The sequence below is a fragment of the Sphingomonas sp. genome (genome assembly GCF_031361285.1).
Taxonomy (GTDB): Bacteria; Pseudomonadota; Alphaproteobacteria; order Sphingomonadales; family Sphingomonadaceae; genus Sphingomicrobium.
On record NZ_JANMCO010000170.1, the window covers coordinates 1 to 11,758 of the forward strand.

14 protein-coding genes are annotated in these 11,758 nt (G+C 63.1%); 7 read left to right on the plus strand and 7 right to left on the minus strand.

Annotated features, from left to right (window positions below; all coding sequences use genetic code 11):
- Nucleotides 1-411, plus strand: a 411-nt coding sequence (locus RMO25_RS13265; RefSeq protein ID WP_309663075.1) for a TIGR01244 family sulfur transferase, incomplete at its 5' end; no start/stop codon positions are given.
- 10 nt (nt 412-421) lie between these two features.
- Here RMO25_RS13265 and RMO25_RS13270 read toward each other — a convergent pair.
- A complete protein-coding gene (locus RMO25_RS13270) occupies nt 422-961 on the minus strand; it encodes a DUF924 family protein (RefSeq protein ID WP_309663076.1) in 540 nt (179 codons plus the stop codon).
- A gap of 184 nt (nt 962-1,145) precedes the next feature.
- Here RMO25_RS13270 and RMO25_RS13275 point away from each other — a divergent pair, with 184 nt between their 5' ends.
- Together RMO25_RS13275 and RMO25_RS13280 are read left to right on the plus strand one after the other, a co-directional pair.
- Nucleotides 1,146-3,044: a TonB-dependent receptor gene (locus tag RMO25_RS13275; protein ID WP_309663077.1), complete on the plus strand. Its 1,899-nt coding sequence runs from the start codon at nt 1,146-1,148 to the stop codon at nt 3,042-3,044.
- A 23-nt stretch (nt 3,045-3,067) separates the two neighbouring features.
- Nucleotides 3,068-4,042 carry a cysteine synthase family protein gene (locus tag RMO25_RS13280; RefSeq protein ID WP_309663078.1) on the plus strand — a complete coding sequence of 325 codons (975 nt, stop codon included), beginning with the start codon at nt 3,068-3,070 and terminating at the stop codon, nt 4,040-4,042.
- A 6-nt stretch (nt 4,043-4,048) separates the two neighbouring features.
- Here RMO25_RS13280 and RMO25_RS13285 read toward each other — a convergent pair whose 3' ends face one another.
- From RMO25_RS13285 to RMO25_RS13310, 6 genes are all read right to left on the minus strand, one after another.
- Nucleotides 4,049-4,357, minus strand: coding sequence for an EthD family reductase (locus tag RMO25_RS13285; protein ID WP_309663079.1), 309 nt, complete (start codon nt 4,355-4,357; stop codon nt 4,049-4,051).
- A 30-nt stretch (nt 4,358-4,387) separates the two neighbouring features.
- On the minus strand, nt 4,388-5,143 hold the full coding sequence (locus RMO25_RS13290) for a helix-turn-helix domain-containing protein (protein ID WP_309663080.1): 756 nt from the start codon (nt 5,141-5,143) through the stop codon (nt 4,388-4,390).
- Entirely contained in the window at nt 5,144-6,571 is a 1,428-nt protein-coding gene (gene tldD, locus RMO25_RS13295; RefSeq protein ID WP_309663081.1) for a metalloprotease TldD, read from the minus strand. It lies immediately after the preceding gene.
- Nucleotides 6,568-6,765, minus strand: coding sequence for a zinc-finger domain-containing protein (locus RMO25_RS13300; protein ID WP_309663082.1), 198 nt, complete (start codon nt 6,763-6,765; stop codon nt 6,568-6,570). The genes tldD and RMO25_RS13300 overlap by 4 nt, the downstream gene beginning before the upstream one ends.
- 50 nt (nt 6,766-6,815) lie before the next feature.
- On the minus strand, nt 6,816-7,328 hold the full coding sequence (locus RMO25_RS13305; protein ID WP_309663083.1) for a DUF4402 domain-containing protein: 513 nt from the start codon (nt 7,326-7,328) through the stop codon (nt 6,816-6,818).
- A gap of 88 nt (nt 7,329-7,416) precedes the next feature.
- Nucleotides 7,417-7,878: a DUF4402 domain-containing protein gene (locus RMO25_RS13310; protein WP_309663084.1), complete on the minus strand. Its 462-nt coding sequence runs from the start codon at nt 7,876-7,878 to the stop codon at nt 7,417-7,419.
- A 161-nt stretch (nt 7,879-8,039) separates the two neighbouring features.
- On the opposite strand from RMO25_RS13310, the gene RMO25_RS13315 reads away from it, so the two are divergent.
- The 4 genes from RMO25_RS13315 to RMO25_RS13330 all read left to right on the plus strand — a co-directional run.
- Complete coding sequence (locus tag RMO25_RS13315) at nt 8,040-8,996, plus strand: ABC transporter ATP-binding protein (protein ID WP_309663085.1); 957 nt, start codon at nt 8,040-8,042, stop codon at nt 8,994-8,996.
- Nucleotides 8,993-10,585: an L-aspartate oxidase gene (gene nadB, locus RMO25_RS13320; RefSeq protein ID WP_309663086.1), complete on the plus strand. Its 1,593-nt coding sequence runs from the start codon at nt 8,993-8,995 to the stop codon at nt 10,583-10,585. The genes RMO25_RS13315 and nadB overlap by 4 nt, the downstream gene beginning before the upstream one ends.
- 24 nt (nt 10,586-10,609) lie before the next feature.
- Nucleotides 10,610-11,005: an MAPEG family protein gene (locus RMO25_RS13325; protein ID WP_309663087.1), complete on the plus strand. Its 396-nt coding sequence runs from the start codon at nt 10,610-10,612 to the stop codon at nt 11,003-11,005.
- Nucleotides 11,006-11,027: 22 nt separating this feature from the next.
- A partial coding sequence (locus RMO25_RS13330) for an FGGY family carbohydrate kinase (protein ID WP_309663088.1) occupies nt 11,028-11,758 on the plus strand: 731 nt, incomplete at its 3' end.

An 11,758-nucleotide genomic window follows, 5' to 3' on the forward strand; every position in this document is an offset into this window, starting at 1 on the left:
CCGATGCTGCGCGTGCTTGACGACAAAACGTTGGTCAGCGGGCAAATCATGCCCGCTGACGTCGCGGAGTTTCAGCGTCAGGGCGTGACGATGATTGTTAATAATCGCCCCGATTTCGAAGACGAGGACCAGCCGCTCAGCCGTGAAATCGAGGCAGCAGCGGAACTGGCGGGGGTCGAGTTCCGCTTCATCCCGATCGTCCGCGGTATCGGCCCCGCCGATGTCGATGCGATGCACCAGGCCATGCGCGACTGCGGCGACGGCAAAATGCTGGCCTTTTGCCGGTCGGGCACCCGGTCGACGCTGGCCTGGGCGGTTGCTCGCGCCAGGGAAGGCGTTGCTCGCGAAGAACTGGAAGCCGGTGCTGCCAAGGCCGGAGTCGACCTCAACCCGGTCGCCCATCTGCTCTAAATAGAGCCCACTACCAGGGCACCACGTCACCGGCGGCAATCTCGTCAGCGCGCGGCGCCCGGCCGAGAATCGCGTTGCGGTGCGGGAAGCGGCCGAACCGCTCGATCACATCGTGGTGCTTCTTCGCGAAGCCAAGCTGATAAGCGTCGCCGAGAGCGGTGAACAGCAGCAGCGATCGCCGCTGGTCGGCGATGGCTTCGCTATGCTGGAACGGCATGTAGAGGAAGCCACGTTCCTGCGGCTCCAGCTCGTCATCGAACTTGCGGTCGACCGCGGTCGTGGCGATCGCCAGCGCCAGAGGGTCGGTCGAGAACTGGTCGGCGTGGCCGCGGAACATGTTGCGCGGGAACTGGTCGAACAGGATCACGGCGGCGAGCGCGGTCAGTGGATGGTCGACGAAAGCGGCGACCGGCAGTTCGCGCCTTTCCAACCACAGTTTGAGGAAACGGCGACGGATTTCCTGGTCCAGTTCCGGCCCGGCCCGCCACCAAGATTCGGGATCAAGCCCGAACCAATATTTGAGAACGTCCGAGCGCCAACGGGTCGACACATATCCTCCTTCGTCGCGGCTCGATCCGGTACGGAAAACATACCCCAGCCAGGCATTTGCGCCACTAACTATGGCGACGATGTCTTTCGCCAGCAACGCCCGCCAAGAAGATCGGCACTTTCGGAAGTCTCCGAATGGAAGGCGTGCGTCGATCCGATTGTGGCGTAGGCTCGTTGGACTGACTTTGGCGACCGCCGCCGTATGCAGTGGAGGCAAGGCGTCAGCGCAGGGCCGGACCGATGACAATGCCGTCACGCAGGCCGAGGACGCGTTTGGCTTCAGCGTCGGCCGAGAAACCATCGGCATCTATGGTCCGGGCAACGCCCGTGGCTTTTCGCCCGCCGCGGCGGGCAATGCGCGCATCGACGGTCTTTATTACGACCCGCTCTTCGGTCTGCAGAGCAGCTTGGTCGAATCGACCAGCATCAAGGTCGGCCTGTCCGCGCAGGGCTATCCGTTCGTTGCGCCCAGCGGGATCGTGGATCAGTCGCTCCGCCGGCCAGAATCCAGGCTTGGAGCATCGATTATTGCTAACGCGGACGATTATGGCGGCAAGGGCCTTGAGGTCGACGGCTCGCTGCCGCTCACAGGGCGCCTCGGCCTGTTCGTCGGACTGAACGCCGGGACGACCGTATTCGTCAACGGCACCGACAATTTCAGCCATACGGAAAGCGTAATCGGGCGTTGGCGCCCGACCGACAATATCGAGGTCACGCCGTTCTGGTCGATGTACAATGACTATGATGATGAAAGCGGGACACTCTACATTCCTGCCGGAAGCTTCATGCCCACGGTCGATCGCGCGCACCATGACGAAGGCCCGCGGTGGGCCGACAACCGTTTCACCGGCACAAACGCCGGCCTGCTGACGAGCGTCTCATTCGGCAAGAATTGGGTCGCCCGTCTCGGCGCCTTCCGATCGAGCGTCTTTAACCGGCACGCCTACACGCATTTGCTAGCCAACGAGCAACTGGATGGGTCGGCCGAGCGGATCCTCATCGCCGATCCACCAAGTCATAGTCACTCGCTGAGCGGTGAGCTGCGCGTTACGCACAGCATTGCCGAAGGCCCGCGGCTGCACCTCATTCACCTGAGCGCTCGACGGCGTGATGCCCGACGGGAATTCGGCGGCTCGGATTCGATCAGTTTTGGGATTGGCAGCGTGGGCGAAAATGTGTCTGCTGCCGAACCGGACTTTGAATTCGGTGAGCAAACTCACCAGCGCGTCGAGCAAATGACCTATGGCATCGCTTACGACGGCCGCTGGAAAGGCGTCGGAGAAATCAGCCTGTGTCTTTCGAAAGCGAACTATCGGAAACTAACCGACATCCCGGTGGTCGGCCAAGTGAGGGCACGGTCCAATCCTTGGCTCTACAACGGCACGGCAGCGGTCATCCTCTCGAAATCTGTCAACGTCTACGCCGGTTACGCTCGGGGACTTGAGGAAAGCGGGATTGCGCCGTTCACCGCCGCCAACCGCAACGAGCCCCTGGAAACGATCCTGACGCAGCAAAAAGACGCTGGTGTCCGTATTGCCGTCACCAAGGACATCAATGCCGTCGTCGGCGTGTTCGATCTAACTCGACCATATTTCGGTTTCGACACCGCAAATGTATTCAAAAAGATTGGCTCGGTTCGAAGCCGCGGAGCCGAGTTTTCCATTTCCGGGAAGGTCACGCCAAAGCTCAACATCGTCTTTGGCGGAGTGTTGTTGAAACCGCGGGTCGAAGCCGACGCGGACGCCTTGGGCAACATCGGCTCGAAGCCATATGGAGTTCCGACCCACATCATCAATCTCAACGCGAATTGGCAGACGTCATTGCTGCGGGGGCTGCAGCTGGATCTCGGCGTATCCCATCGCGGCAGGCAGCCCGCGACGACCGATGACCTCGTCTATCTGCCGTCGCGGCTGAACGTGAACCTCGGGATGCATTATGGCTTCAGGATCGCGCGGCAGACGGCGACCTTGCGGGTTCAGGTCGCGAACCTGTTCGACAATCAGGATGTGACCACCTTCGGGCCCGGTATCTTCGGCCCGAAAGGCTCGCGCCAATTGCTCGGCTATTTGACCGTCGACCTCTAATCGCTTGTAGAAAACGGCTTCTAATGACCCGCTCAACCATGAGTCTTCCTCACAGCGTTCTCGATACCATCGGCAACACGCCGCTCGTCCGGCTTCGACGCGTGGTACCCAAAAGCTGCGCCCGGATAGTGGTCAAGCTCGAAGGCCGCAATCCGACCGGCAGTATGAAAGACCGGATGGCCGAAGCGTTGATAGGAACTGCGGAACGTGATGGGCGGCTGCAGCAAGGCTGGACGGTCGTCGAGTATTCGGGCGGAAGCACCGGAGCATCACTGGCCATGGTTTGTGCCGCCAAGGGTTACCCGATCAGGATTTTCTCATCAGACGCGTTCAGCGAGGAGAAGTTGGTGCAAATGGCCGCGTTTGGAGCGGAACTGACCATTATCAAGAGTGCTGATGGGTTGATCACCAAGAAGGTCATTCAAGACATGATTGCCGCGGCGCAGGAGGCCAGCTGCCAGTCGGACACATTCTGGCCGGACCAGCTCAACAACGCCGACATGATCCCAGGATACTATCCCATGGGCCAGGAGATCTGGGATCAGACTGGCGGCGAGGTCGATGCTTTCGTCCATTCGATCGGGACCAGCGCCTCGCTTCAGGGCGTCGCAATGGTGCTGCGACGCAACAGGCCTGGGGTACGGATTGTCGCGGTGGAGCCCGCCGAATCGGCTGTACTCTCGGGCGGACCTCCCGGAGCCCATAAGATGGAAGGGATCGGCATCGGATATGTACCGCCGCTGTGGAACCCAAGCATGGTGGACGAGATCATGCCGATCTCGACGGCCGAGTCCGAAACCATGGCACTGCGGCTGTGCGAGGAGGAGGGGTTGTTTGCCGGCACGACCTCCGGCGGAAACGTCGTTGCCGCCATCCGGCTTGGCCAGCAGCTCGGGCCGAAAGCAACAGTTGCGACCTTGCTTGTCGATTCCGGCCTGCGCTATCTTGCGACCTATGGAAAGATGCTGGCCCCGCGCATCGGGCGCCATTCGGCCTGAAGAGCTTCAATCCGCATCCACCATGCCGAGCACAGTCGGCGCTCCGCCCGAGCTGATCGAGGCGGCGTGGGCAAGGGCCTCCTGTCCACCGGCCGATCGAGCGCAGGCTTGCATCGTCTCTAAGTCGGGAAAGCTGACGTCGCTTAAAAAGTGGAAGGCCGGCGTTTCGCCCGGACCGACAATTTTGCGGCTGGCAACAGCGGTCGCGCCGGCCAGCCGCGGCCCGGCATAGGGCAGATGCTCGTCGCGATACGCTTTGGCGAACGCCGCAGCGTCGGCCGGTTGCGGATAAAGAATGAGTAGATGTGCAGCCATGATTTGTCTCCTCCAGTTGATGGCGGAGCATTACGCCGGCTCGGCTAGGTTCAGGGGTACGGAATCTTGACCGGCCGCCGGTCGAATATCGGCAAACATGTAGCGCAGGAACCAGTTGGGGAATGCGTGGATCAGGTTCCTCGGCCCTTCGACGCGCAAGCCAAGGCGCTGCGCCTCGATAAAGCTGCAATCACCGCGCCACCAGGCAACGAGTGCGGATCGGGAACCCTTCAGGCACAGCGGCTCCGGATAGCCCGGATTATGGTTACAAAGCGAAGCCTCACTCGCACGCAACAAGAGATAGCTCGGACGTCGCCCGTCAAACTCCAGACGAAGCACCAGAGGTTGGTGAGGCAGGGCATCGAAATCCACCCGCCGGGCCATGTCGAGCAGCACCGGTTCGAGATCGAGGTCCTCCGCATGGGCCTGCCTAGGCAACCAGCGCTGACCCCATCCCCCAAGCGCTTCGACCAAGCTCGCCAGCTCCAGGCCGGCCTCTGTCAGCGCATACTCCGGCCCGCTCGACCCCTCGTCGCGGACGATAACCCCTGCGGCGGCAAGCGCCTGCAGCCGTTCCGACAGGATCGTGCGCGAAATGCGGGGAATGCCGCGGCGAATGTCGTTGAAGCGACGGCTGCCGCACAACAACTCGCGAACGATCAGCAATGTCCATCGCCCGCCGAGCAGCTCTATCGCCCGGGCCACCGAACAAAATTGGCCAGTCCCTTTCACAGGGTTCAGAGTAGCGACTGGAGGACTATGCAGCGAGTCCGGATTCCGGACCACTCAGGTGGCGGTGCCGCCCACCGTCAGTCCGTCGATCAGCAACGTCGGCTGGCCAACGCCTGCGGGCACCGTCTGGCCGCCCTTGCCGCAGATGCCGACGCCTTCGTCCAGCGCGAAATCATTGCCGATGCCCTTGACCCGGGTGAGCACGGTCGGGCCGTCGCCGATCAGCGTCGCGCCCTTGATCGGGGCGCCGATGCGGCCGTTCTCGATTTTGTAAGCCTCGGTGCAGGAGAAGACGAACTTGCCGTTGGTAATGTCGACTTGCCCGCCGCCAAAGCTCTTGGCGTAAATGCCATTGGGGACGCGTTCAATAAGCTCGGCGGGATCATCGTTGCCGCCGAGCATGAAAGTGTTGGTCATCCGCGGCATCGGCGCGTGGGCAAAACTCTCCCGTCGCCCGTTGCCGGTCGGCGCCATGCCCATCAGCCGGGCGTTCAACCGATCCTGGAGATAGCCTTTCAAAATGCCATCCTCGATCAACACTGTACGACCGGTCGGCGTGCCCTCGTCGTCGATGGTTAGCGATCCCCGGCGGCCCGGAATCGCCCCTTCGTCGATGACGGTCACGCCCGGCGCGGCGACCCGTTCGCCCAACCGCCCGGAGAAAGCCGAGGTGCCCTTGCGGTTGAAATCACCTTCGAGTCCGTGGCCGATGGCTTCGTGGAGCAACACGCCGGGCCAGCCGGGGCCGAGCACGACCTGCATCTCGCCCGCAGGGGCGGCGACAGATTCCAAGTTCACCAGAGCCTGAGCGAGCGCGATGTCGATTGCCCGGTTCCACTCGGCGGGTTCGAATAGCTGGCCGTACAGATAGCGGCCGCCGAGACCATGATAGCCGGTCTCGCGGCGGTCGCCGTCCTGGGCGACGATTTGTACATTAAGGCGCACCAGCGGGCGGACGTCGTGGGCGACGAAGCCGTCGGCGCGGATGATCTCGATCACGCTCCAGCTGCCGGCGATTGACACGCTGACCTGCGCTACGCGGGGGTCGCGGGAACGCGCGGCGGCGTCGATTTGCTGGCACAGCGCGACTTTGGCGGCGAAGGGAATGTCGGACAGCGGATCGTCGGAACCATACATCGACTGGTTGGTCCGCCGCGGCGAAGGAGCGGCGGCGGCTGTCGCGGGGTCGAGCAGTTGCATGGTCGCGGCCGCGCGCTCGATCGCCGCGGTGCTAATTTCATTGGCGTGGGCAAAAGCGGTGGTTTCGCCGGTCACGTTGCGCAGACCAAAGCCCGAGGTCGTGTGATAGTCGGCGGTCTTCAGCCGGCCATCGTCGAAGCCGAACGCCTCGCTGGCGCTATATTGAAGGTAAAGCTCGCCATCGTCGGCGCCACCCAGGTGCCGGGCTGCCAGGCGCTTGGCCTGATCGGGATCGAGCATCCCGTCGCGGTAGAGAAAATGACGCGGATCGCCGCCGGTCATGGCTTGGCCGTGTCGGCGACGCCGCCTTCGAGCACGAACCGACGGTCGCAATAGCCGCATTCGACAAAGCCGGTCTCCGGCTCGATCCTCAGGAAGACGCGGGGGTGGCCGAGCGCCGCCGGGATGTCACCCGAACCGTCGCAGGCGATGACAAGGGTTTTGACGCGGATGATTTCGGGGGGTGGTATGGGCATGGGCCCCACGTAGCAACGCGGCCCCCTCGCTTCAATCAGACCTTGGTCGCTTACTGATAGTTCGCGGTGACGGTGAAGGTCGCGCCGTAAATGCCTTCGGGCTGGTCGGCGTTGACGATGATGATCCCGCCGATGCCGAAGAAGAAGGTCCGCGTTACCGGGTCGATGATTTTGATCGGCGAGCCTTGCAGTGTCAGCGCCAGCAATGGGATCGTGTCCCCGGCGATGCTGGTCAGCTGGGCGGGCTGCGTCATAGTGATGATGACCGTCTGGCTAGGCGAGCCACCACCGGCGAAATAGGCGCGATTGCCGGGATCGCTGGCGATGCCGGTGACACCTCCGGCGACCGTCCGCGCGCCGGTAGTGGCGTCGATCGCGACCACGCCCGACACACTGGACGGCACGATCGAACCGAAACTAAGGTCGTCAATCTTGGTCAAGGTTAGCGGAACCAGGATCAGCGCCTTGCCGGTCGCATTCTGGTTCGGCGCGGTTGGAGCCGCGGCGACTGGGGCGGCGGCGGCCAGCAGTCCGGCGGCGATGATCAGAGTTCGGATATCCACGGCGCACTGATTGCCGAGCCGACCTCACCATCCATTCAAGAAATGTGGTTCTGGTGACATTTACCCTGATCGCCAATGGCGAAATCGGTCAGGGGTATTGGATGTCGACTGCGAAGGTCCCGACGTAGAGCCCTTCAACCTGGTTGGTGTTGACGTGGAGCGTACCGCCGACCTTGAACGAAAACGGTTGCTTGGCAACGACGTTGCGGCTGGCGGTTCCGGCCAACGTCCAGGTGTCGACGGTCATCGTCTCGGTTCCGCCGACCCGGGTCACCGTGGTGACGGTCTTGGGAATGCGGATGAGGACGACGTTTTTGACCGGCGACACGGCCTCGAACAGCGCCGAATATGGAACGCCACCAGCATAGATTACGCCGCCGGTGGTGGTCATGGTGTCCGTGTTGGGATTGACGACCGCAGTGCCGGCCGTGGTCACCGTCAGATAAGCGAAATTGAGATCGTTGAGCTTGCGGAGGCTCGCCGGGTTTGTGATTGTGGCGGTTCCGGTTGCATTCCTGGCTGGAGCAACCGGCGCGGCGAGCGACGGCACCGATGCAGCAAGCGCCGCAAGACCCAGAATCGGGCCGCGAAAATTTGGTAAACCGCCCATTTGGGGTTTCGGTAAAGAGACAAGTTCAAGATGGGTGTAGCGATTAGGGTTAATGCCGCGTTTACTTGTCGCTGCACGTACCCGTGCCTATGCGTGCCGCGATGAGCGCCGTTGAACCTGCAATCCGCATTGAATCCCTGTCCAAGACCTATGCCGGCCAGGGGAGTAACCCGAAGCTTGCCCTCGATGACGTCAGTTTTGACGTGCCGCGCGGACAGATTTTTGGACTGCTCGGCCCCAACGGCGCCGGCAAGTCGACGCTGATCAACATCCTTGCCGGGCTGGTCACCAAGTCGAGTGGCAAGGTGTCGATCTGGGGCTTCGACATCGACGAGCACCCACGCAACGCCAAGCGATCGATCGGCATTGTCCCGCAGGAAATCCTGTTCGACCCGTTCTTCAGCCCGCGCGAAGCGCTCGAGATCCAGGCTGGCCTCTACGGTGTCCCGCCCGCCGAGCGGCAGAGCGACGCATTGTTGGCGGCGATGCACCTGACCGACAAGGCCGACGCTTACGCCCGCACGCTGTCCGGCGGGATGAAGCGGCGGCTGCTGGTCGCCAAAGCGATGGTCCACTCGCCGCCAATCCTCGTACTCGACGAGCCAACCGCCGGCGTCGATATCGAGCTGCGCCGCGAATTGTGGAACTACGTTCGCGAATTGAACCGCAAGGGCGTGACGGTGGTGCTGACCACCCATTATCTCGAGGAAGCCGAGCAGCTGTGCGATCGCATCGCCATCATCCATCGCGGCAAGGTGATCGCCAATGAACCGACCCGCGAGCTGATCGCCAAAGCCCAGGACAAAGCGGTGGTGGTGACCTTCGACCATGAGATCACGACGGTTCCGACCGCGCCGTTCTTCGAGAACATAACGCTGATCGACGAGCGCACGCTGGAAATCACGTATCGCAAGGATCGCGTCAACGCCGGTGAAGTGTTGGCGGCCCTGGCCCAGGAAGGGCTGGCGATCGTCGACGTTTCGACCCGCGACCCCGACCTGGAGGACGTGTTCCTGAGTCTGGTCAGTGAAGGCGCCAGCGAAGACCAAGCGGCATGAGCAAAGCCGACGACGTCCTCATCGTCGGCTCGGGCGCGGCGGGACTGACGGCAGCGCTGAACCTGGCTGAAACCCACCAGGTAGCAGTCATCGCCAAGGGAAGCCTGAGCGAAGGCGCGACCGACTGGGCGCAGGGCGGAATCGCCGCCGTGCTTGAGAAGGGCGACAGCTTCGAAGCCCATGTCCGCGACACGATGATCGCTGGCGCCGGGCTCAACGACGAGCACGTCGTCGAGCATGTCGTCGGCGAAGCGCCGGGTGCGATCGCGCGATTGATCGCGCTCGGCGTGCCGTTCGCCGAAGAAGACGGCGCGCTGCACCTGACCCGCGAGGGCGGGCACAGCCATCGCCGCATCGTCCATGTCGCCGACGCCACCGGCCATGCCGTGCAGGAAGCACTTGAAACCGCCGCCGCCAGGCATCCCAACATTCGCCTGGTGCCCGACATAGTGGCGATCGACCTGATCACCGGGCGACACGCAAAGACCTTCACCACCAGCGGCGCAATCCACGGGCTCTATGCCTACAATCGCAAGACCAAGCGGGTCGAGACGATGACCGCCCGCGCAACCATCCTCGCCAGCGGTGGCGCCGGTCGGGCCTATCTCTATTCGACCGCGCCGCGCGGCGCGACCGGCGACGGCATCGCCATGGCGTGGCGCGCCGGATGCCGCGTTTCCAACATGGAATTCATGCAGTTCCACCCGACCTGCCTGTACAATTTGCAGGTCAAGAACTTCCTGATCACCGAGGCGGTGCGTGGCGAGGGCGGGCAATTGAAGCTGCCGCCCGGGGTCAAGGGCGGCGGCGAGCGGTTCATGCAAAAGTTCGACAAGCGCGCCGAGCTCGCGCCGCGGGACATCGTCGCCCGCGCCATCGACCATGAGATCAAGCGGCTCGGCCTCGACTATGTCCACCTCGACATCTCGCACCACGAGCCCGACTTCGTGAAGGCGCATTTCCCCAACATCTACGAACGCCTGCTTGGCCTTGGCATCGACATCACCAAGGAGCCGATCCCGGTGGTCCCGGCCCAGCATTACACCTGCGGCGGCGTGATGGTGGACCTCGACGGGCGCACCGACGCGCCGGGGCTGTACGCGGCCGGCGAAGTCACCCAGTCGGGACTGCACGGCGCCAATCGCCTGGCGTCCAACAGCCTGCTCGAATGCCTGGTGTTCGGCGAAGCGGCGGCACGCCATATCGTCAAAAACTGGGACGATCTGGCGCCGCCGCCGGCAATTCGCGGCTGGGACGAAAGCCGCGTCACTGACAGCGACGAGGAAGTCGTCATCCAGCAAATCTGGGGCGAGATCCGCCGCTTCATGTGGAATTTCGTCGGTATCGTCCGGACCACTAAACGGCTCGAACGGGCCAAGCGCCGGATCGACATGCTGCGGGCCGAAGTCGGCGAATATTATCGCAACTTCCGCGTCACTCCCGACCTCATCGAGCTGCGCAATTTGCTTGAGGTTGCGGACCTGATCGTGCGCTCGGCGCTGTCGCGGCATGAAAGTCGCGGGCTGCATTACACGCTCGATTATCCCGACTTGATGAAAGAGGCACGGGACACGGTGCTGGTGCCGTGAACATTACAAAAGGGGGAGGATCACATGTCTGTTGAACTGCGGATCGTCGCGCTCGGCGCGGTACTTTTGTTCGTCCACATCTTCGCCGCCATCCGCGCCAAGACCGCGCAATATGGCCGCGCCTGGAATACCAGCGCCCGCGACGAGTCGCTGCCGGCGCCCAACCCGCTGGTTGGCCGCCTGACCCGCGCCCAGGCCAATTTCGCCGAGACTTTCCCAATCGCCATCGTTGCCCTTATCGGCGTCGGCGTCGCCGGGCGAACCAGCGAATGGACGGCGATCGGCGGCTGGATCTGGCTCGGCGCCCGGCTCGTCTATTTGCCGCTCTATGCAGCCGGCATCCCGGTGGTTCGGACGCTGGTGTACACGATCAGCATGATCGGCATCTTCATTGTCCTGTGGCCGCTGCTGGCGCCCTGACGCTTCTGCGGACCTTCAGACGATGCGGCCCGACCATATCCTAGCCATCGATCAGGGCAACACGTCGACGCGCGCTATCCTGTTCGATGTCGCCGCGCGTGCGGTTGCCCGAAGCCAGCGCGAATTGGCTCAGCATTATCCGCAGCCCGGCTGGGTCGAGCACAATCCGGAAGACATATGGCGGGACACGCTGGCCGTCGCGCGCGAGGTGATTGCCAAAAGCGGCGTCGGGATCGATCGCATCGCCGGCATCGGCATCGCCAACCAGCGCGAAACGGCGGTCGTCTGGGACCGGTCGACCGGCGCGCCGATCCACAATGCCATCGTCTGGCAGGACCGGCGGACCGCCGAGCTTTGCACGCATTTCAAGAACGACGGCGTCGAGCCTTTTGTCCGGGCCAAAACGGGCCTGTTGCTCGACCCGTATTTCTCCGCGACCAAGATTGCGTGGCTGCTCGATCATGTGCCCGGCGCTCGGTCACGCGCCGAACGGGGCGAGCTCGCGTTCGGTACCATCGACAGCTTCCTGTTGTGGCGGCTGACCGGCGGTGGCGTGCATGCTACCGACATCACCAATGCCAGCCGGACAATGCTGTACGATATCCATGCCCAGCGCTGGGACGCGGAGCTGTGCCGGCTGTTTGGCATCCCAGATGGGCTGCTTCCCGACGTTCACGACAACGGCCATATGTTCGGGGCTACGGCGGCGGGATTGTTCGACCGGCCAATCCCGATCGCCGGGATGGCCGGCGA